Below are 21,455 nucleotides of genomic sequence, written 5' to 3' on the forward strand. Positions count from 1 at the left end.
CTAGTACAGCATCAGTCTTTAAATTGTGGATAAAGACGTTTTAACTTGATGCGAGCATCCTTGGTCGTAAATTGCCAATCCACACCCTTTTGGCTTTGGTTACGGGATTGCTCCCAGGCGCTCAATTCATCCGACAATTCGGTAATGGAAGGAATACGACGGGCTAAACATTGACGAGTCATGACACTGAGTTCAATCTCTGCAATATTGAGCCAGCTTCCATGTTTGGGTGTGTAATGGATCTCCAGCCTTTTGGCTAAACGAAGAGCTGTTTCCGGATCAAATGCGTGATAAAGTGACGCAACGGAATGGGTGTTCAAGTTATCCATGACGAGTTTAATTTTAGGGGCTTGGGGATAATGTACGTCCAGCAATGCCCTGACCTGCTCGGCCCATTCTATTCGGGTTCGTTGGTTCCGCACCTCGACATGCCGCCAACCCACCAAAGGCTCTGTAAAGATGAAAATACTGCAAGTCCCATTTCGCTCGTACTCGCTATCTTCTCGTAGAGGTTTGGCGGGTTTCATGGGAATGGGCTGCCGGACTTCGTTCAGAAGCTGAAACGGTTTTTCGTCCATGCAAATGACCGGGCAGTTCACGTCGTAGGGTTCATGATACACTTCCAGTACGTCTTCCATCGCCGCTACGAACGCCGCGTTTTGCTGGGGAGGGATGCACCAGCATTTCCGGAGATGAGGCTTAAGTTCGCTTTTTTTAAAATACGATCCACGGTGTCGTAGGAAAGGCTGTCGATATATTGAAGTTCAACCGCTTTGTCTGCCAACAGGCGCAGCGTCCAACGACTTTTTCCCGTTGGAGGTTCACTGCAACTCAGCGCAATGATCTTGGCTTCCAACTCTCCGGTGACCTTGGGCGGATTCGGTGGAGTCAACCGCTTCTTTCGTTCAAGAGCAGCTTGCAGACCTTGCTCCGCAAAGACTTTACGTACAAGATGTACCGTGTTGGTGTGGATGTGGAGACGTTCTGCAATTTCCGTATCTTTTAACTTGCCCTCATTCCGATTCTCGTCTGCCCAGAGTAAGATTTGTGCACGCCGTATGGAACGGGCCGCAGTTTTCCCTGTCGAACAGATCTTTTGTAGTTTTTTTTGTTCTTCTCCAGATAGGTTGACCACATAAGCTCGTTTTGTCATAGTCGATACCTCTTTTTCTTCGACTATATCATACTTTCCTTTATTTAACTATTTTAAATCTGATGCTGTACTAGTCGGTACTATACAGAAAAAATAAGATGATTCGAGCGGGGATGATAATAATGAATATAAATGAACTTTTAGCATTATCCAGACCGCTTCAAGATCAGCTGATGGCTTGGCGCAGAGACTTTCATCGCCATCCTGAAACGGGTTATGAAGAGGTTCGTACATCGGGAATTGTGGCTGAACACTTACGTGAACTTGGGCTGGAAGTGATAACAAATGTAGGTAAAACCGGGGTTGTAGGTCTGTTACGAGGAAAAAGCCCGGGTCCTACAATTGGACTAAGGGCAGATATGGATGCTTTACCGATTCAGGATGAAAAAACGGTCCCCTATCGGTCACAGATTCCGGGAAAGGCACATTTATGTGGGCATGATGCCCATACCGCAATACTGATGGGAGCCGCGCAGTTACTTACGAAGCTGGAACGGCCTGAAAGAGGAAATATCAAATTTGTCTTTCAACCAGCAGAAGAAGGTTTAGCCGGGGCCAAGGCTATGATTGATGATGGTGTGTTGGAAAATCCAAAAGTAGATGCGATGGCAGGACTACATATGTTCCCGGGTCTAAAGACAGGAACACTTGGGGTCAGCAAAGGGGTAGCCTTTGCCTCCGCAGATAGCTTAACGATTAAGATTATAGGCAAAGGCGGTCATGCTGCCCGTCCGCATGAGGGGATAGACGCGATTGCCGTGTCCGCGCAGGTTATTTCTGCTCTGCAAAATATTCCAAGCCGTCTGGTTGATCCGCTTGAGACCATTGTCATTACGATCGGAAAAATTAGTGGTGGCTACATGGGGGCAGCCATTGCACCGGAAGTCGAGATGATCGGCACCGTGCGAACTTTGTCGGCAGAGTTGCGCAGCCGGATACCTGAACTGATCGAACAGGTAGTCCGTGGAGCGTGTGAATCGTTCGGAGCCGGATATGAGTTGAATTATCAGCTTGGCTACCCAGTTGTTCAGAACGACCCGGATATGGTCGATTTAATGACCGAAACCAGTGAGCAACTGTTTGGCTCCACGGAGTGGAACTACATCAAACCGTCAACAGGCGGGGAAGATTTCGCTTTTTATTGTGAGCAGGTACCCGGTGTTTTCTTCCGGTTGGGCTCGGGGAGAGGAGATGAAGCTACAAGCTACCCATTGCATCATCCCAAGTTTGATTTGGATGAATCGGTACTGCCTTATGGAGTAGCCATGATGTCGGCGATAGCGCTGAATTTTTTGAAGACAAAATAAAAATTGGGTTTGAGACGTTCAGAAGCAGCTGTGTGGCAATATACAACCTCAATGGACTGGAGTGGACAAGATGAATAGACATAAGTGGTTTACAAGCGGGATTACGTTACTGATTGCTGTGATGATCCTGGCAGGCTGCGGTGCCCCATCCACAGGCGGTAGTAAAGACAGTGCAGCATCGACTGACGGTAAAGTACTGACGATAGCGAATGCTACGGATATTGAAAGCTTTGATCCGCATAACAATAACAATACGGCGAGTGAAGCCGTTCTGGTTAACGTATTTGACTACTTGTTGAAAAATGATAGTCAGCAGAAGAAAGTACCTGGACTCGCAACTTCTTGGGAGAAGGTAAATGATACGACTTGGCGTTTTCACTTGCGCGAAGGGGTTACCTTCCATAACGGTGATCCATTCACGGCGGAAGATGTGAAGTATACGATAGAAAGAGTTGCAAAGGATAACACGCTCAAACAAAATTCCTACTTTAAAAATATTAAAGAAGTGAAAGTGGTGGATGAACATACAGCAGATATCATAACCGACGGGCCAGATCCGCTGCTGCTCAATCGTTTATCCAAAATGGGAGCTGGGATCTTACCTTCCAAATATATTGAGAAAAATGGCATAGAGGAATTCCTTAAAAATCCAATCGGTACAGGCCCTTATAAGTTTAGTCAATGGATTAAGGATGATCGTGTAGTACTGGTTAAAAACGATAAGTACTATGAAGGTCAGCCGAAATGGGATCAGGTTGTTTTTCGCTCCATACCAGAGGCCTCAACGCGTGTATCTGAACTGCTCGCAGGCTCGATTGACATTGCTTCCGGAATCCCTTCCACCGATATAGAACGTATTCAAGGCGAAGACGGCAAGAAAATCGTCAAGGCACCGATTCAGCGTGTTCTGCAATTGATTTTACGTCAAAGTCAGGGCAATGTTACGGCTAACCCGAAAGTGAGAGAGGCGATAGACCTCGCGATTGATAAAAAGGGAATCGTGGACAGCATCGCAGGCGGTGCGGGGATTGTAACTCGTACTTCCGTTACACCAGGTAATTTTGGTGCCGATCCTTCCTTGTATGAGAAAACATTATATGATCCGACTAAGGCCAAAGAACTGCTGAAGCAGGCCGGTTACTCTGGTGAAGGTCCAGCATTAACTCTTTCAGTATCCTCAATATATAAAGAGTATGCTGAGGTCGTAGCCGCCATGTTAAATAAAGAAGGCTTCAACATTAAATTGGACGTACTGGAGCCAAGTGCTTTCAGTGAGCGTTACAGCTCCAAATCCTTTAAAGAAATGTTTATGATCGGCATTGGTAATTCCCTGTTTGATGCTTCCAATAACTATAATCGCTACCTGCTAGAAGAGGCTAAAGGCGAAACGGATTATAACAATCCGAAGGTAGAGAAGCTGTTGCAGCATGCTCTGACGAATCTGGATACAGCCTCGCGTGAAAAAGAGTATCTGCAAGTGCAACAGATATTGGCGGAAGATCGTCCGGCTGTATATCTGTTCCAAATGGAAGGGATTTATGGCACTGGTAACGGCGTGAATTTCCAACCGAGAAGCGATGAGATGTTCTACGCAGAGGATATTGCACCTGCAAAATAAATCAGAGAAGTGAACGGGCGGGGACCTCGATGCAGGTTCCTGCCCGTCCTTTTAAAAAAAGCCTGCTGGTTATGGAGGTGACGGATTGAAAACTTATATCGCCAAATCACTGCTACAGGTTATCCCTGTACTGCTGATTGTCTCTCTGATTGTATTCATCCTGGTGAGGGTAACCGGGGACCCTGTAGCCCTGATGCTGCCGGAGACCGCTACAGCCGAGGATCGTGCAGTACTGACACAAGCGCTTGGGCTGGATCAGCCCTTATATACGCAATACATTCGATTTATTGGCAGTGCCTTACAGGGCGATTTTGGCACCTCGTTTCGCTATGGTGAATCGGCTTTGCCGTTAGTGCTGGAACGGCTGCCAGCCAGCTTTGAATTAGCAGTAGCCGCCATGATTTTTGCGGTCATCATCGCAGTGCCACTGGGCGTCATCTCAGCAGTCAAACGTAATACCTTTACCGATTTAATCATTTCCAGCTTATCCGTAGTCGGAAAGGCCATGCCTAACTTTTGGATGGGGATTATGCTCATATTGTTATTCTCCGTCATGCTGGGGATGCTTCCGGTGTCCGGTCGGGGCGGGATGGAGCATTTAATACTTCCGGCCTTTACACTGGGTGTCGGTCTTTCTGCACAGATGACTCGACTCATTCGCTCCAGTATGCTGGACATTTTGAATCAGGACTATATACGAACAGCCCGAAGTAAAGGGATTCTCGAAATCGTAGTGATCGGAAAACACGCTTTTCGCAATGGATTGATTCCGGTCGTCACGATTATGAGCTTGCAATTTACGAGCTTGATCGGCGGTACACTGATTACCGAGACGGTATTTGCATGGCCGGGTTTGGGGCAGTTACTTGTCGTTGCTGTGAATACCCATGACATGGCTATCGTTCAGGCCGCTGTATTTGTGATTGCCTTTATTGTGGTTATCAGCAATATTTTAACCGATGTCGTTTACCGACTGCTTGATCCAAGAATTAAATACAACTAGAGAGGGGAGGAGGAGGTGTGGCAGGTATTCATGATGTACAAGCCCTTGGTCCAGACCCAGACCTGGATGGCAAAAAGCAAGCACAACCGTCTAGTATCAGGCGTATATGGAAGCAGCTGTTACGAAGTAAAACCGGAACGGTCGGTGCAATAATCATACTGCTCGTGTGCTTAACGGCACTATGTGCCCCTCTGCTGGCCAGTCACAATCCTGCGGATATTGACCCGCTTAATCGTCTGAAGCCGCCCATGTGGCTGGCTGGTGGATTGCCGGAGCATTGGCTGGGTACAGATAACCTGGGACGGGATATGTGGAGCCGTATCGTATACGGGGCGAGAGTTTCGCTTATCGTCGGTGTCGGTGCAGTTCTGGTCTCAGGCACGATTGGCGCGATTCTCGGACTCCTCGCCGGGTTTTATGGTAAATGGGTGGATGCCATCATTATGAGAGTTGCCGATGCCTTTTTGGCCATTCCGGCTATTCTGCTGATGCTGGTCGTCCTGGCCGTGGTAGGGCCTGGCATGACTACACTTATTTTTGTTATTGGCGTTACGAATTGGGTTTCTTATACAAGGGTAGTCCGGGGCGAGGTATTGAGTATCAAGGAACGGGACTTCGTCAAAGCAGCCAAGGCGATTGGCTCAAAAAATAGCAGGATTCTGTTGAAGCACATTTTACCCAACGTCTTGTCTTCGTTCATTGTAATTTCCGGTATGAGCGTGGCGACAACGATTATTATGGAAGCTTCTCTTAGTTTTCTCGGATTAGGGATCACACCGCCAGCAGTGTCCTGGGGTGGCATGCTGAGCGATGGGAGACAGTATGTAGCCACGAGCTGGTGGGTGGCAACGTTTCCCGGCCTGGCGATTACCATCACGGTCCTGGGCGTCATTTTCCTCGGTGACTGGCTTCGCGACGTGTTAGATCCCCACATGAAGGCGAAAGAATAACAGAAAGCGGGGGATCGGAAAAGATGACCACGAAATTGCTTGAAGTGAACCATTTGAAAACCTACTTTAAAACGGAGGATGGCATCGTGCCTTCGGTCAATGGTGTCAGCTTCACTGTGAATCCAGGCGAAACGGTAGCTATTGTTGGAGAGTCCGGTTCGGGTAAAAGTGTAACCTCCTTGTCTATTATGGGTTTAGTGGCTACACCGGGTAAAGTCGTGGGCGGGGAGATTCTGCTTGAAGGCCGAGACTTACTCAAGCTGTCCAAGGGGGAAATGCGAAAATATCGGGGGAATGAGGTATCCATGATTTTTCAGGAGCCGATGAGTTCGCTGAATCCGGTATTTACGATTGGTAACCAAATCAGTGAGGTCATCCGGCAGCACCAGAAGCTGAGCAAATCGGAGGCACGGCAGAAAAGTATCGAGATGCTAGAACGGGTAGGCATACCTGGTGCGTCGAAAGTGGTAAGTTACTTTCCGCATCAGCTGTCTGGGGGAATGCGTCAGCGGGTGATGATCGCCATGGCCTTGGCCTGTCAGCCTAAACTGCTGATCGCTGATGAACCGACGACGGCACTGGACGTTACGATTCAGGCTCAAATTTTGAATTTAATCCACAAGCTAAGCAAGGAAGAGAACACAGGCATCATTCTCATTACCCACGATTTAGGTGTTGTCGCGGAAATGGCGGACCGGGTGGTCGTGATGTATGCCGGGGAAGTAGTAGAGGAAGCGGACGTATTTGATTTGTTTGAAAAGCCGGGTCATCCTTATACGATTGGTTTGCTAGGATCACTCCCCAAGCTTACTGAACAGAGAGAATGGCTGGATTCCATTCCCGGTACCGTTCCTAATATGATGCAGATGCCGAGCGGCTGTCCATTTCATCCCCGCTGTCCTTATGCCCAGGAACAGTGCACCAAGATTCATCCTGAAATACAAGCCAAGGCTCAAGGACACTATGTCAGATGTTTGCGGATGGAGGAGGTGTCAGTATGAATGAGACAGCACAGGGAATACCGCTTCTCGAAGTGAATGGGCTTAAAAAATATTATCCTATGAAAAAGGGCTGGTTTTCCCAAAAAAGCGGTTATGTACGGGCGGTTGATGGATTGAGTTTTAAGGTGATGCCTGGCGAAACCTTAGGTATTGTAGGTGAATCAGGTTGCGGCAAATCAACAACGGGACAAATGATTACACAACTGCTGGAACCCACGGCAGGCGAAATTCGTTTTCAAGGGCAAAGCCTGTCTGATTTAACCGACGAAGAAGTCCGCAAAGTCAGACGAGATTTACAGTTTGTATTTCAAGATCCGTACTCTTCTTTAAATCCGAGGATGAAGGTCTTTGATATCGTCGCCGAACCGCTTCAGATACACGGGATTGCTAAAGGGAAAGAGCTTAAAGCTGAAGTGTTTCGACTGTTGCAGACGGTAGGATTAGGTGCTCATTTAGCAGATCGGCATCCCCATGAATTCAGTGGTGGACAGCGGCAGCGGATCGGCATAGCGAGAGCGCTTGCCATGAAGCCGAAGCTCATTGTTTGCGATGAACCTGTATCCGCGCTGGATGTGTCGATTCAGGCTCAGATTTTAAATTTGTTAAAAGAGCTTCAGCAGCAGTTCCAACTTACCTATATTTTCATCGCTCACGGTCTGCCCTCCGTCAAGCATATTAGCGATCGCATCGCAGTGATGTACTTGGGAAAAATCGTGGAGCTTGCAGATCGGGATGAGTTGTTTGCACAGCCACAGCATCCGTATACCAAAGCATTGCTTGATGCAGTGCCTGTTCCAGATCCGAGGCTGCGTAAAGAACGGATAACATTGACGGGTGAAATCCCCAATCCTGCCAATCCGCCCTCGGGCTGTGCTTTTCACACGCGTTGCCCATATGCACAAGAAATATGCTGCCAACAGGGACCATTGCTCGAAGAGCATACTCCGGGGCATATTGTGGCCTGCCATTTTCCTCTGCATAAGCAGATGGCTCACGAATAGATAACCTTTGGAAGTAGGAGTTAACCGAAAAAGGAGGCTACTCATGAATAAACGACAGATTGTACCGGAGGATTTATACGGATATCAGTGGATCAGTGATCCGGCAGTAAGTTCCGATGGAACGATTGCCTACGTCCACAAAAGCATTGATCGTTCAAAGAATGACTACCATACGCACATCCGTGTCGTATCGCTTCTTGGGGCTGACGATAAGCCGTTGACCGATGGCAATAAGGATTCAGCTCCTGCCTGGTCACCTGATGGATCACAGCTTGTCTTTCTACGTATGGTGAATGGAAGCAAGCAGCTATGGATGGTTCCGGCTGATGGTGGAGAGGGACAGCGACTGACCGAGGTGAAGCGTGGAGTGGGGGCATTCGTCTGGTCGCCGGACGGGAAATATATTGTATTTACAAGTATGGTGAGTATCAACGCCGAGCGGGAAGCCATGGCGCTTGAGGAATACAGCAAGCAGTCTGGTGAGCGGGGGCGCGTCGTGGATCGCATCACTCCCAAAGCTGAGGGATCGGGCTGGTGGAACGGTCTATTTAGTCATTTATTTGTCCTGGAGCTTGAAAACGGCCGGGTAACCCCAATCACCTCGGGACCTTGGAATGCTTCTTACCCCGTATGGTCCATGGACAGCAAGCGGATTTCGTTTTTGTCCAAACGTGTAGAAGACGACAAGCTGGATGCAGACCTGTTTTCGTTTTCGGATGTGTATACGGTCGATTGCGACGGCAGTCATATGGTGAAGGTTACGGATTCCAGCTTGGCGATCAGCCAATTTTCGTATGCACCGAACGGCAAAACATTGACTCTGATCGCCAGCGATCGCATGTATGGCAGTGGTAGCCAGAATCGACTGTATACCGTGCCTGTTACGGGGGGAGCCTCGCAGCTATTGTTTCCTGAATTGGATATGCAAATCGGCAACTTCGCCTTAAGTGATATGAAATCCTTCGGCCCGTCTCCATCTCCGGTATATGCTCCTGCGAGGATGAAGTCAGAAATGTATGTGCTCGGGACGGTGCAGGGTGCTGTCCATATATACCGATTCACCATGGACGGCAGTGTTCAAGCGGTGACTACGGGAAACGATAGAGACATCTATCAGTACACGCTATCTGCTGATGGTCGCTATCTGGTTTTTGCAGCACTTGCTGTGAATCGGCCTGGAGAGCTGTATCACATGAATCTGGAGACAGGGGAAGAGAAGCAGCTCACGCACCATAACGACGATTACATGGCCTCCTTGCAGGTGAGTGTACCGGAAGTGTTTTGGTTCGAGGCTGCGGATGGATTCAAGGTACAGGGGTGGATCTTCAAACCGACTGGACTGGGCTCCGAAGACCAGGTTCCTTTGATTTTACAAATTCATGGGGGACCCCATGCGATGTATACCGGCGCATATAGTCATGAAATGCAGACACTCCTTGCACAGGGGTATGCCGTGCTGATGGCCAATCCACGCGGTAGCTTTGGTTATGGACAGGATTTTGCACGAGCCTGTCGGGGAGACTTTGGAGGAGGAGATTATCAGGATGTACTGAACGCCTTGGACTTTGCGCTGAACCAGTTTGATTATATAGATGAAACCCGTCTCGGCGTGGCTGGCGGCAGCTATGGAGGCTTAATGACCAACTGGATCATTTCTCACACGAACCGATTCCGTGCCGCCGTTACGCAGCGTTGCATCTCCAACTGGCTGTCCTTCTATGGCTTGAGTGATATCGGTATTTCGTACACGGAGGGTATCGTTGGGACTAACCCGTGGGAAAATCCTGAGCTGCTCTGGTCCAAGTCCCCACTGGCACATGTAAACAACATCGAAACTCCGCTGCTGATTTTACACGGCGAGGAAGATCTCCGCTGCCCGGTTGGACAAGGGGATGAGTTATATACAGCCCTGAAACGACTGGGCAAAACAACACGCCTCATTCGCTATCCCGGGTCCAATCATTCCTTGCTGAAGAGCGGTAAACCGTCCCTTCGTGTAGATAACTTTGAGCAAGTGGTGTCCTGGTTTAATTCCTACTTGAGTAAAGGAGCTGACTCCGATGAGTAAAGTGCAATTGTCGATGCCAGTGGCCTTTCTGATCGAACCATAGATCAGGATTATGAGCAGGATGGAATCATGTTGAATTTAAAGGGAAGATCAGTTACCATAGCTACGCCCAACAGTCCTGATGAGCATTTTTGATCGGGACTTTTTTTATTTTATGGGCTAATTAATACATTGAATTGCATCATATTTCGTTGACAGAGTCCACAAAAATCATTAATATAATTGTTGCATAAGTCCACTAAATAGGGGGAGTTATAAATCAATATAGATGCTAAGGTCATCGCAGATATGAGGCGTTTCAATCGATTTTATACCAATATACTTGGATTATTAGATAGACATGTGCTGGATAGCGGGTATTCCTTTACCGAGGCACGGGTCATTGTAGAGATCGGTATGATCGAGCCATGTATAGCCAATACGTTAGTCGATTCTCTTAAAATTGACCGCAGTTATATGAGTAGAATCATTGCTAAACTTTGCAAAGAGGGCTTCCTTGTTAAGGAAAATTCTTCGGTGGATAATAGAACAAATCTGATTCGTTTGACGCCTAAAGGAAAAGCGTTTTATCACCAACTGGATGAAAGATCTGACGAACAAGTCATAAAATTAGTTCAAGGTCTATCAGAAGAAGAGATTAAAGAATTACATACTTCTATGGTGTTCATTCAGAACAAACTAGAGAAATTGGAGAGAATACAAAATGATTAGATTTGAATGCGACTATACCGAAGGTGCCCATGAGCGTATATTAAAGCGACTATTGGAGACGAATGATGAACAAACCCCAGGCTATGGTGTGGACGAGTACTGTGAAAAAGCCAGAGCTTATATTAAAAAAGCATGTGACTCCGAAAATGCGGACGTACACTTTTTAGTTGGAGGTACACAGACCAATACAACGGTGATCTCTTTTATTTTGCGTCCTCATCAAGGGGTTATTGCTGCAAATTCTGGACATATTGCTGTACATGAGACCGGCGCGATTGAAGCTACTGGACATAAAGTACTTCCTTTGCCAAGTGAGGATGGGAAAATCCGGGCCGAACAGGTAAAAGAGCTGTATGATGCTCACTGGAATGATGGCGCTTTTGAGCATATGGTACAGCCTGGTATGGTTTATATTTCTCAGCCTACCGAGAATGGTACGCTTTATACTAAATCTGAGCTGGAAGCATTAAGTCAAGTCTGCCGGGAAGGTGGCTTACCCTTGTTTATCGACGGCGCTCGCTTAGGGTATGGTCTGGTTGCAGTGGACAACGATGCATCTTTAGCAGATATAGCAAAGCTGTGTGATGTATTTTATATCGGTGGTACAAAAATCGGAGCGCTGATGGGAGAAGCAGTAGTCATTATCAATGATGCTTTGAAAAAAGATTTTCGATACATGATCAAGCAAAAAGGAGGGCTGCTGGCGAAGGGACGAATGTTGGGTATACAGTTTGAGACTTTATTTGAAGATGGTTTATACTTTGAAATTTCCAAGCACGCTGTAGATATGGCCATGTTGATTCAAACTTCGTTAACGAAACAAGGAGTTCAATTTCTATATCATTCTACAACGAATCAGCAGTTTCCGATTTTACCAGATCGTATCTTAAAAGCACTGAGCGAAAAATATACTTATTCCTTTTGGGAAAAAGTTGATGCTACACATAGTGCCGTTCGATTTTGTACCAGTTGGGCTACGAAGAAAGACAATGTTGAACTGCTGATTCAGGACATCAAGGCATTGCAGTAAATTTAATATGAAAATCAGTTCATAGATTCTTAAAGATGTAGAATGACTATGTAATAGGCCATACCTCGTTGCATGTATTGCAGCGAAGTATGGTTTTTTGCTGTGTGGATATAAGAATGGAAAAACAACACTAGAATAGAAAGAGGGGTATGCGCTTCAAGCGTTTACCTCGCCTATAATACATAACTTAAAAATTGAATACATTTGTTTTTATGGAAAATATTCGATATATTAAGTGTGAGATGTATTTTTTCTAGAAAAAAAGCTACATCTTGTATGTTGTTCGTAGTTCATCATGAAAATACACCCATTTATTTCTAAAAAATTTATTATGTCGGAGGTGTAGGGATGGCACGTGTGTTGGTAGTGATCACGCCTGCTGAAGGCCATGTTAATCCGTCATTAGGATTAGTTAAGCAGCTGGTCGACAGAGGTGAGGAAGTGGATTATGTATGTACGGAGGAATTTCGTACGAGAATTCAGCCAACGGGAGCAAAACTGGTAACCTATCCTTTTGTTGCTGATGCTTTTTCCAAAGACGCTGATTTAAAGCCAGCGGAGTACAAACATCATTACCAATTTGTGTACATGATGGTGAAAGGTATGATTCAGCCGATTATTCCAGAGGTTTTGAGAGTTATAGAGAACAGGACCTATGATTATTTAATCTATGACTCTTTGATGGGCTGGGGAGGTAAGATTATAGCAGAGAAGCTGGGAATACCTGCAATATGCTCTATCGCTTCTTTTGCTTTCGTAGAACCTTTGGGGTCTGGCCAAGGCATGGATGAAAATGATCCAGAGGTAAAAAAGCTGTATACGGCTACGATGAAAGTAACGCATCAATTAGCTAGTGAGCTTCAGGTTGCCGTTCCGGCTATGGATGAGATCGCTCCACATGCCGGGCGCTTGAAAATTGTTTATACAAGCCGTTATTTTCAACCGCAAGCTGAAAAGCTGGACAACAGTTATATTTTTACAGGTCCTTCTATTGTACCACGTAAAGATGCGCCCTCTTTCCCGTTCGAACAACTTCGTGCTCTGCATCCACAGACGGTTTACATCTCAATGGGAACCATTTTGAATAAAGACCTGGAGTTTTATAAGCTTTGCTTTGCAGCATTTCACGATTTACCTGTGCAGTTTGTACTGTCTTCAGGCAGTTATACAGATATGGAGCCATTGTCGGAATCTATTCCTGACAATTTTATTATCAAGCCTTATATTCCGCAATTGGACATGCTGCAGCATGTAGACGCTTTTGTTACACATGCGGGGATGAACAGCACAAGCGAAGCCTTGTATTACAATGTGCCGCAGGTCATGATCCCTTTAACATCCGACCAGCCTATGGTGGCCAATCGGGTGCAGGAGCTGGGAGCGGGTATAGTTGTGGATAAAAATGAGCGTACACCCGCTATTTTGAGAGCTGCCTTACTAGAGGTCTTGAGTAATTCAACGTATAAGCAGCAGGCCCATGTGATTGGCGAATCATTACGTCAGGCTGGTGGGTACAGATATGCGGCAGATATCATTATGAATCATTTCTCCACAATAGAAAAATAAGGTGTCAGACTACAGACTTTGATTCCTTTCTTGTAGAGCAGCCGATTTTTCAAACTCTAATTTTTTGGAGATCGCCAGAAGACCAAGGGAGCAGAGGATCAGGGCCAAACATACCCAATAAGAGTTTCGATAGCCCATCCATTGAGCGGTCAATCCGCCCATTAAGCTCCCTGCCAGTCTTCCGATGGTTGTCGCATTGGAATACAGCGTCGAGGCATAACCAGGAAGAGAAGGCAACAAATCCTGCATGTAGCTGATGCCAATGGCCGATATCACTGCAACAAAGAAGGCCAGAAGAAGCTGCCCCACTAATAACTGCCATATCTCCGTAGACATAAGGACGAGGAGATAGTAGACAATCCCTGTTAAAGCTCCCCAAAAAATAAGCAGCCGGTTGGAGTATTTAGCAGCAAGTACGCCTAACATGATCATTAAAGGTATTTCTATTACCGCGCAAATACTGGATACTAGAGCAACGTCATTCGTGTCCCCTTTTAAATTATGAATGATAAATAAGGAAATATTTAAACTGTTCATCCAGTGTGCCACATAGAGCAAAGTGAGAACTGAGAACGGTATCAGAATCTCAATATTTTTATGTAATGTAATGTGCTGATGTGAAGTCTGATCCTTATTTTTGAGCTGAACAGGGGGCTGCTTAATAAAACAGAATAGTAGAACAGCGATAAATACAAAAATAGAAGTTGTCCCTACAAAAATACCTTTAAAGCCGGTATGTGCAATCAGGAAAGACCCAAAGAGCGGTCCCGTGATAAACCCAAGAGAAAACATAGAACGAAGTGTTGAATTGGCAAAGGCATGATCAGCTGATTTACTGCGATTTACCGCTTCACGTGCACTGGCAAATAACTGCGGCATTCCAGGTGCTCCCACTGCTGTGAAGATAGTCATATATACAATAAGTACATAAAAATTTTGAATGACAAGATATCCTGCAAATGCTACGGCATTAAATAACATACAAATAACCAAAATTTGTTTACGATCCAATCCACGATCAGAACGTTTGGCAATCAGAGAGCTTATCCATATACCACAAATCAAGGTCACAGCTGTAAAAACACCAAAGGTTCCAACAGATACGCCAAGTGTAGTTGTGAAATATACAGCCAAAAAAGGTGCACTTATGGATATCGCCATACCTTGCAATAACATACAGATCATGAATAGCGGGTAGTTATGGATAACGAAAAGATTTTTAATACGCATTATCATACCCATTTTACACTCCTTTAGCACAGGCTTTTTTAGATTGGATAGTATATGACCATACTTAACCGAGTTAAAGTTTTCCCTGAATTATGATAGGTATGGGGTCTGTCCGCTTTGAATCGGATGGAATCACCACTTCTTATTGTATATTCAAGGTCATTTATACAGACAGTTAACTCTCCATCAAAGACAGTTAAGAACTCCTCCGTGCCCTCTCCGTGTGAATCGGAATTTAGGAAGCCGTTTGGATCTATCTCAATTGAATAAACCTCAAAGCGTCTATTATCTTCGAAGGGGAAATGGGGATAGACTCGATATTTTTCGTTGTCTTCTGTTAATATTGGAATTTCACTTCTTAAAACCACTTTTGTATCTGGCTGCGGATTATTTATGAGTGAAGTAAAAGAAATCTTTAATCCATTGGCTATTTTCCAAATCGTTGTAATCGTAGGGCTGGATTCGCCTCTTTCAATTTGACCGATCATCGTTTTACTTACTCCAGTGAGTTCTGCAACCCTTTCAAGACTTAATTTCTTATGTTCTCTATAGGCTTTTAAGTTTTTGGCAATGATCAGATTGATGGTTTCCATAAATACCTCCTGCACCCGTGTACAATATAACGTCTGTTTTGTACAATAAAACGTAAAACGTTATATTGTTTTTTTGTACAATTATAACATACATCGAAGAGGGGGTTCCCAAGTGCCTTTATTATCGTTTTTGTTATATGTTTTTGTTACCAGCTTTACGCCAGGCCCCAATAACATTATGGCGATGCTCTTTGCTAATAAATTCGGGCTTAAAAAGACAATTCGATTTTGTTCAGGAGTAGGTGCAGGTTTCTTTGTAATCATGTTATTGAGTAGTTATTTTAATTTGTTGCTTGAAAATTTCATTCCCAAAATTCAATTTGTGATGACGATCCTGGGTGCAGCCTATATGCTATATCTGGCTGTGAAAATAATGATGAGTAAAGATAGTGGTAAAGATAATGATGGAGGTAAGAATAACAGTTTTCTAACAGGTATGCTTTTACAATTTATCAATCCGAAAGGAATTTTATATGGTATCACTGCTATATCAACCTTCATTCTTCCATATCACCATTCAAATGTCAGCTTAATATTGTTTTCGTTATTTCTAGCTTTTGTTGGTTTTATGAGTACATTCTGTTGGAGTGTGTTTGGCTCCGTTTTTCAAAAGTTCTTATCTAAGTATAGAAGTCAGTTTAATATAATAATGGCTTTGTTATTAGTGTATAGTGCAGTTTCGATTCTTGTAGATATTTGACTTCATGCAAGTAACGCAAACAGTCCCATTGAAGGAAAATCTTCATTAGGACTGTTTTGTATTTTTTCGGACAGCAGATGAAGCGATGGCGAAAGGCCGTTCAGTGTACTTTACTTTTTTTCTACACAAGGCTCTTCCACAGAATAGTCCTCCAGCACCGTTGCTTTATCGCCATAAACCCTGTCTAAGTGTTCTTCTCCCCATAAGCAAAAACGATCAAGCAGATCTTTAAAATTCCTTCCGTATTCACTAAGCTCATACTCTACTTTGGGTGGAACCTGGTTATAGATAATTCGGTGGATGATCTCGTCCTTTTCCAGCTCTCTAAGCTGTTGGGTAAGCACTTTCTGGGTGATTTTTGGAATGAGTTGACGGAGTTCATATGTACGTTTTCTGCCGTTGGTTAAATGATACAGGATGGTGGCTTTCCATTTCCCGCCGATGACCTCGAAGGTCGCTTCAATACCGTGCATATATGTTTTGGTATTATCTTTCATTTGCTTTTCTCCTCTCGGATCTGTAGTGCAAAAAAAGCACTAAGGAACCTTAAAGTACCTACGGTACATTGAAGTGCGTACTTCACACTTTCATATATATCAACCATAATAGCATCTGTAGACAGGGTACACCAATCACGAGGAGAAAGAAGGTTACGAATAACATGAAAGTTCTATTGGTCGTTACGCATCCTAGAGAAGATTCACTTACCCTTGCAGCCATGAATCGTTTTGTAGAGGGGTTGAAGGAGAATAAGCACGAGGTAGATATTTTGGACTTGTATCGGGATGGGTTTAATCCGGTATATAGCGCGGCAGATGAGCTGGATTGGAATACGCCTCATAAACAATATGCTCCTGAAACACGGAGAGAGATGGACAGAATTGCTGCTGCGGATGCTCTAGTCTTTGTATTTCCTCTATGGTGGTACAGTGTTCCTTCCATGCTAAAAGGGTACCTGGATAAAGTGTGGAACATAGGTTTACTTGAGGAGTTCAAGACAAAACAGGTCTTGTGGCTGTGCTTGGCGGGAGGAACGAAAGAACATTTGATCAAGTATGAATACCACGATATAGTTACTAATTATTTGAACAAAGTGATTGCTGTCTACGCGAGAGTAAGAGAGTCTAGGGTTGAGTTCTTCTACGATACCTTGTCCGAATCGAAAGAATACATTGAAGGTTTGCTGGAGCACGCTTATCAATTAGGTCTGGCATATAAGTAAATCTGAGGTAGCTATCCCAAAGCACCTGAAAAACCACTTTTATAGTGATTTCAAAGGTGCTTTTTATTTTAAGTATGAACTGGGGATAGCTATCCTTTTATTGGCTCGTGTATAGGCGCTGGAGCTCCTCCTTGAACAGAGATCCCGCCGCCAGGCGTGCTAGTTGGACCAGCGGAATGAGCTGCCCCCATTCCAGGAGCATCGCCTGTAGCATTTTTGGCCAGCTTTTGCTTTTCCCACAGCGCTCTGGCTATGACCAGCATGGAGAGCACACCGACATATAGTAACATGGATCCAAGTTCGGGAAGCATTTCTTGAAAAGGCGCACCACGCAGTCCCATCGAGCGTACGAATTTGTACAGCCATGCAAATGGAAAGAAATCGCCGATTTGGATCGCTAAAGGCGGAAATAACGATCTTGAAAGAACGGCTCCCGAGAGCACAAAAGCAGGCATGAGTACCATAACCATTCTGCCGATGGCTACTCCCGGATGTGCGGCTCCCCACGCTACCAGAATATTGAGACAAACTGTACCGAATACGTACAGAACAACCGGAATGATAAAGAGAAACGGATTGGCCTCGAAACGGCTGCCCCCAAACATTTTAAGTACTCCGAGAGAGAAGATTAAACCTGCCGTCGAAAACAGCGTGTAAGGAAGAATACGCAGCAAAATATTGAACGGATTTTGAAGTTCTGCGGTCAGTCTTCGGGAAACCCTTAGTCTGGCGATCAGAGGCAAGCTGTTAATATTAAGCATCATAAAAGAGAACATACAGGTAAATGCAAGCACGGATGTATTCTGATAATCATTGGTTGGATTAAAGAGAGAACGGACCTCCAGAGCAATACCATTAAGGGCTCCCTGAGCCTGTTCCGCGTTCATTCCGGTTTTCATGATAGCTGGAACGGACAGTCCCATATTCTCGGATACGCTAATTTCCTGCATGGCCGTGCGAATCAAAGTAATAGATTGCGCATTGGTATTATCCAGAATCAGCCCCACACGACTGGAAAGGGAGCGATTGTGATTGGCCTCTAACCCCTTCGGCAGAGAAATAACAGCCAAAAATTTCTCGTGATAAAAATATTGTTCAGGGTTGTCAGTGTATGAAACAACCTCAGCCACATTCATATTAGGGGAGGCATCTATTTTCTGGATGAACTCACGGCTATAGGCTGTGTTATCCTGATCCACCACGACTACGTTAGCTTCGTTAATTTGGCTGCTTGGGAGTAGAAGTGAATATCCCAGCACTGCAATCAGCGGAAAAATGATAGCTATGATCGGATACTTGGAATGAACCAGGTGCGTCCATTCATCACGAAGAGATTTCATCAGTATTCACCTCAACTGTCATACCCGGTAGCAAAGTAGACTCTTTTGGTACATATACACGTACTTGGAATGTAGCGGTATCTGCCTCACCTTTTTCACGAGACATTTTTACATTAGCGAATTGTGGTGCAGATGTAACATAGCGTACAATACCTTGCAAATCCTTATTTAGAGCCGAGATGTGGGTTTTAACTTCTTTATTGGCTTTAAATTTCCCCACTTGCTCCTCGTTCACGTAGAGATCGTAATATAACTCGTTGGTTTCTAAAGTAATAACGGGAGACCCTTGTCCCACGTTTTCGCCCACTTTGGTACTGATAGCAGTGATCTTGCCATCTTGCGGTGCTTTCAGCACCAGACGTTCTTTTTTGAGCAATAGCGTTTTAAGCTGAACCTCCTGGGTTACCTTTTGTTGCTTGAGAAGATCAACGGCCAGCTTCTGATCTTCTAGCTGTTGACGACTTTGCTGAATGGTCTCCAGTTGTGTTTTGGAACGATCGACGGACAATTGGGCACCACGAATTTCTTCCGCTGCTTGTTTTACAGCAACAGATGCTTGTGTCGTTTGCTCCTTGGCTTGCATTCGTTCTTCTGTAGTTGCGCCATTGAGCAGCTTTTGCAGAGACTCTTGTTGCTGACTTAACTGATTTTTAGCTAAAGTCAATGTTGAATCGGCATCATCCAATGCAGCTTTGGATACACTTCCTGCATCATATAGTGCTTTGTTACGATTGAAGTTAGTTTGGGCCGTCTGAACGCTTTTGGTTGCGGAGGCTACTGCAATTCGCTGTTGCTGGATGTCCTCATGTCGAGCACCATCATTGACGTGCTTTTCCGCTGCTGTGGCTTGACGCTCAGCGGCTTCTGCCCGCTGCAATGCTGCCTGACTCTTGCTTTGAGTTACTTGAGATTGTGCAATATCGAGCTGTGCCTGCTTTTCTTGAGTTGTAGCTCGTGCATAACCTAAGTCAATTGATTTTTGCTGTTGGCTGATCTGTGTATTGAACTGGGCAATTTGCGTTCGTAGTTGCTCCATTTGCAAATCAACATCTTTGGAGTCCAGCGTCATAAGGATAGTACCTTTTTTTACGGGAGTTTCCTCTTTTACTGGAATGCTGAGGACTTTTCCGCCTACTTGTTCAAAGGATACATGAATGCTGTCGGAATTCAGGGTTGTACCTTTAACAGATCGTGAAGCATTGACTTGGTCTTGTCCGTTGGTTTGAAGGAGAAAACCTCCGCCAATAAGACAGGCAATAGAAATTAGGGGAATAATGAGACTGGTGATTTGTGTGCGATTCATTGAGTAAATACGCTCCTTTAAGTTAATCAATTGGCTTAGGCATGGTGATAGAATAAATAATAGGGTATGTAGATATTATTTATTTTAAAATTAAAAAGTAACCCGGCTAACTAAAACGTAAATTTTAGAGTTATTATGGTTTCGCTTTTTTATATATTTCTTGTGCTTGGGGAATGCCGAGTTCTATTTTTTGCAGTAACGTCAGCAATAACTCTTTTTCATCGGTGGATAGGTGGCTCATCAGTTTGGAGGTGCTTGTAAAATGTATAGGCAGCAGCCGCTCCATCAATTCTGTCCCTTGATCAGTCAGTTTAACGATGCTCATACGACGGTCAGAAGGGTGACTTTGTCTAATGACAAAACCATCGCGCTCCAAGCGGTCAATGAGTCCGGTAACAGTAGGTTTGCTTATTCCCACTTTCTCCGCAAGCTCTGTAGCCATCAGTCCTATGTTCATGTTTCGGTACAAGAGAATTAATATTGAAAATTTTCCATGAGATATACCGAATTGTTCAAAGCCCTCAAAGCTGACTTTAAAAGTACTGGAGGATACGCGCATAAAGAATAGCATGGCTTCTGTGGCTTTGATATCAATCTCGGGAATGCGCTTGGAAAATTCTTGAAGTGCCTCACGAGTGGGCAAATCCCGTAAATCAAAATCCATAAGGTTCTCCTTTCTGCTGGAATTTATTACAATTTTAAATTTTGTTAGCGAGCTAATTGTAATACAATAATATTTAATAAACAAGCTAAATTTTAATGAGATTCTTTGTGTTCCTGACAAAAGTCCTATTACCAAATGCCTAAAAATTATTTGGTAGATGAAGGAATATGGGGAAGAGTGTCGAATTATCAAGGTTATATGACAAAAAAATGAATTGAGGATTGAGAGTGAGTTTTTTCAACAAATTTAAGACCGGTGTAGCTGAGGCCGGGAACAAGGCAAAGACAGTAGTAGAGATCAACCGTTTGAAAATGCAAAACAACGGGAAGCAGAATGAGATCGACCAGCAATACCAAGTCATGGGCAAGCTTTTATTTGAAGCAACTGTTCAGGGAGCAGAGCCGCTAGCCAAAGAGCAGTTTGAGGCAAATGTCACGCGTATTCTTGAGCTGAAATCCGAAATGAATACCAACCTCCAGCAAATTGCAGAGCTGATAAAGGGGGATCAGTCTTGATGTATCAGTTTTCTGTCGTTTTGCTGGAGTTGCGTAAATGGTTTGAGTCCTTTAGATGGTATCAACTGCTACAGCCTTTTGCGCTGCGATTGCTGTTCGGTGGGCTGGGTGTTATGTTCCTGTATGAAATTTTATTCGGGATGCTTTCTTTCGGCAGCTACAGTGCGCTGAGCATGATCTTTTACACGATCCCGCTTTACTCGATTGCAAACCATGTGTTTTTGCTTAGTGCATGGGTAACACTGGCTTCAAAAGAGGTGAAATATCTTCCGTATGCTTTGTGGATAAAAGCGTTCATTATGATGTTTCCGTTCTCCAACATTTCGCTGAGTGGTTTGATACCTGTGGCAGTATATGCCTTTTTGGGATATATCCTGTTTAAATATTCGGCTACCGAATATGCAGTGAAGTAGGCTTTACTAACTCTATATGTACGTAAATTACTATAACTAAAGAAGGCATCGTTACGATCAACGATGC

At 44.6% G+C, this 21,455-nt stretch carries 21 protein-coding genes; 14 read left to right on the forward strand and 7 right to left on the reverse strand.

Annotated elements, in window-relative coordinates; all coding sequences use genetic code 11:
- Positions 1 to 11: 11 nt before the first annotated feature.
- A protein-coding gene (locus ACIFO6_RS21835) for an IS630 family transposase (RefSeq protein WP_430043835.1) occupies positions 12 to 1,153 on the reverse strand; the annotation gives its coding sequence in 2 pieces (ribosomal slippage) (positions 12 to 709 and positions 709 to 1,153; 1,143 coding nt in all).
- Positions 1,154 to 1,275: 122 nt separating this feature from the next.
- Here ACIFO6_RS21835 and ACIFO6_RS21840 point away from each other — a divergent pair.
- The 10 genes from ACIFO6_RS21840 (at position 1,276) to ACIFO6_RS21885 (ending at position 13,408) form a co-directional block, all read left to right on the forward strand.
- On the forward strand, positions 1,276 to 2,460 hold the full coding sequence (locus ACIFO6_RS21840) for a M20 metallopeptidase family protein (protein WP_430043837.1): 1,185 nt from the start codon (positions 1,276 to 1,278) through the stop codon (positions 2,458 to 2,460).
- 70 nt (positions 2,461 to 2,530) lie between these two features.
- Complete coding sequence (locus ACIFO6_RS21845) at positions 2,531 to 4,078, forward strand: ABC transporter substrate-binding protein (protein ID WP_430043839.1); 1,548 nt, start codon at positions 2,531 to 2,533, stop codon at positions 4,076 to 4,078.
- A gap of 85 nt (positions 4,079 to 4,163) precedes the next feature.
- Positions 4,164 to 5,081 (forward strand): ABC transporter permease, encoded by a 918-nt coding sequence (locus ACIFO6_RS21850; RefSeq protein ID WP_430043841.1) that lies wholly within the window; start codon positions 4,164 to 4,166, stop codon positions 5,079 to 5,081.
- A 17-nt stretch (positions 5,082 to 5,098) separates the two neighbouring features.
- Positions 5,099 to 6,031 carry an ABC transporter permease gene (locus ACIFO6_RS21855; protein WP_044644591.1) on the forward strand — a complete coding sequence of 311 codons (933 nt, stop codon included), beginning with the start codon at positions 5,099 to 5,101 and terminating at the stop codon, positions 6,029 to 6,031.
- 23 nt (positions 6,032 to 6,054) lie between these two features.
- Positions 6,055 to 7,032 carry an ABC transporter ATP-binding protein gene (locus tag ACIFO6_RS21860; protein ID WP_430043843.1) on the forward strand — a complete coding sequence of 326 codons (978 nt, stop codon included), beginning with the start codon at positions 6,055 to 6,057 and terminating at the stop codon, positions 7,030 to 7,032.
- Complete coding sequence (locus ACIFO6_RS21865; protein WP_430043845.1) at positions 7,029 to 8,033, forward strand: ABC transporter ATP-binding protein; 1,005 nt, start codon at positions 7,029 to 7,031, stop codon at positions 8,031 to 8,033. Before ACIFO6_RS21860 ends, ACIFO6_RS21865 begins: the two co-directional genes overlap by 4 nt.
- Before the next feature lie 43 nt (positions 8,034 to 8,076).
- A complete protein-coding gene (locus tag ACIFO6_RS21870; RefSeq protein WP_430043847.1) occupies positions 8,077 to 10,101 on the forward strand; it encodes a S9 family peptidase in 2,025 nt (674 codons plus the stop codon).
- 288 nt (positions 10,102 to 10,389) lie between these two features.
- Positions 10,390 to 10,812 carry a MarR family winged helix-turn-helix transcriptional regulator gene (locus ACIFO6_RS21875; protein ID WP_430043849.1) on the forward strand — a complete coding sequence of 141 codons (423 nt, stop codon included), beginning with the start codon at positions 10,390 to 10,392 and terminating at the stop codon, positions 10,810 to 10,812.
- Positions 10,805 to 11,842: a threonine aldolase family protein gene (locus ACIFO6_RS21880; RefSeq protein WP_430043851.1), complete on the forward strand. Its 1,038-nt coding sequence runs from the start codon at positions 10,805 to 10,807 to the stop codon at positions 11,840 to 11,842. The genes ACIFO6_RS21875 and ACIFO6_RS21880 overlap by 8 nt, the downstream gene beginning before the upstream one ends.
- 348 nt (positions 11,843 to 12,190) lie before the next feature.
- Entirely contained in the window at positions 12,191 to 13,408 is a 1,218-nt protein-coding gene (locus tag ACIFO6_RS21885; RefSeq protein WP_430043852.1) for a macrolide family glycosyltransferase, read from the forward strand.
- Positions 13,409 to 13,417: 9 nt separating this feature from the next.
- On the opposite strand, the gene ACIFO6_RS21890 is transcribed toward ACIFO6_RS21885, so the two are convergent.
- Both ACIFO6_RS21890 and ACIFO6_RS21895 read right to left on the reverse strand, forming a co-directional pair.
- Positions 13,418 to 14,644 carry a sugar efflux transporter gene (locus ACIFO6_RS21890; RefSeq protein ID WP_430043925.1) on the reverse strand — a complete coding sequence of 409 codons (1,227 nt, stop codon included), beginning with the start codon at positions 14,642 to 14,644 and terminating at the stop codon, positions 13,418 to 13,420.
- A 32-nt stretch (positions 14,645 to 14,676) separates the two neighbouring features.
- A complete protein-coding gene (locus tag ACIFO6_RS21895; RefSeq protein ID WP_430043853.1) occupies positions 14,677 to 15,231 on the reverse strand; it encodes a helix-turn-helix domain-containing protein in 555 nt (184 codons plus the stop codon).
- 112 nt (positions 15,232 to 15,343) lie between these two features.
- Between ACIFO6_RS21895 and ACIFO6_RS21900 the strand changes: the two genes are divergently transcribed.
- The gene (locus ACIFO6_RS21900) at positions 15,344 to 15,931 is read left to right on the forward strand and encodes a LysE family transporter (protein WP_430043855.1); all 588 of its coding nucleotides are present in this window, start codon (positions 15,344 to 15,346) and stop codon (positions 15,929 to 15,931) included.
- Between the two features lie 110 nt (positions 15,932 to 16,041).
- Here ACIFO6_RS21900 and ACIFO6_RS21905 read toward each other — a convergent pair whose 3' ends face one another.
- Positions 16,042 to 16,428 carry a winged helix-turn-helix transcriptional regulator gene (locus tag ACIFO6_RS21905; protein WP_430043857.1) on the reverse strand — a complete coding sequence of 129 codons (387 nt, stop codon included), beginning with the start codon at positions 16,426 to 16,428 and terminating at the stop codon, positions 16,042 to 16,044.
- A gap of 164 nt (positions 16,429 to 16,592) precedes the next feature.
- Between ACIFO6_RS21905 and ACIFO6_RS21910 the strand changes: the two genes are divergently transcribed.
- Positions 16,593 to 17,153: an NAD(P)H oxidoreductase gene (locus ACIFO6_RS21910; RefSeq protein ID WP_430043860.1), complete on the forward strand. Its 561-nt coding sequence runs from the start codon at positions 16,593 to 16,595 to the stop codon at positions 17,151 to 17,153.
- Between the two features lie 89 nt (positions 17,154 to 17,242).
- Here ACIFO6_RS21910 and ACIFO6_RS21915 read toward each other — a convergent pair whose 3' ends face one another.
- The 3 genes from ACIFO6_RS21915 to ACIFO6_RS21925 all read right to left on the reverse strand — a co-directional run bounded on the left by ACIFO6_RS21915 (position 17,243) and on the right by ACIFO6_RS21925 (position 20,460).
- Complete coding sequence (locus ACIFO6_RS21915; RefSeq protein WP_430043862.1) at positions 17,243 to 18,493, reverse strand: ABC transporter permease; 1,251 nt, start codon at positions 18,491 to 18,493, stop codon at positions 17,243 to 17,245.
- The gene (locus ACIFO6_RS21920; RefSeq protein WP_430043864.1) at positions 18,477 to 19,796 is read right to left on the reverse strand and encodes an HlyD family secretion protein; all 1,320 of its coding nucleotides are present in this window, start codon (positions 19,794 to 19,796) and stop codon (positions 18,477 to 18,479) included. The genes ACIFO6_RS21915 and ACIFO6_RS21920 overlap by 17 nt, the downstream gene beginning before the upstream one ends.
- A 133-nt stretch (positions 19,797 to 19,929) precedes the next feature.
- Positions 19,930 to 20,460, reverse strand: a complete 531-nt coding sequence (locus tag ACIFO6_RS21925) for a MarR family winged helix-turn-helix transcriptional regulator (protein ID WP_430043866.1) — start codon at positions 20,458 to 20,460, stop codon at positions 19,930 to 19,932.
- Between the two features lie 227 nt (positions 20,461 to 20,687).
- On the opposite strand from ACIFO6_RS21925, the gene ACIFO6_RS21930 reads away from it, so the two are divergent.
- Both ACIFO6_RS21930 and ACIFO6_RS21935 read left to right on the forward strand, forming a co-directional pair.
- Complete coding sequence (locus ACIFO6_RS21930) at positions 20,688 to 20,975, forward strand: hypothetical protein (RefSeq protein ID WP_430043868.1); 288 nt, start codon at positions 20,688 to 20,690, stop codon at positions 20,973 to 20,975.
- Positions 20,975 to 21,388, forward strand: a complete 414-nt coding sequence (locus ACIFO6_RS21935; protein ID WP_430043927.1) for a hypothetical protein — start codon at positions 20,975 to 20,977, stop codon at positions 21,386 to 21,388. The genes ACIFO6_RS21930 and ACIFO6_RS21935 overlap by 1 nt, the downstream gene beginning before the upstream one ends.
- Positions 21,389 to 21,455: the final 67 nt, after the last annotated feature.

The sequence above is a fragment of the Paenibacillus sp. NRS-1781 genome (assembly GCF_050467745.1).
GTDB lineage: Bacteria > Bacillota > Bacilli > Paenibacillales > Paenibacillaceae > Paenibacillus > Paenibacillus terrae_A.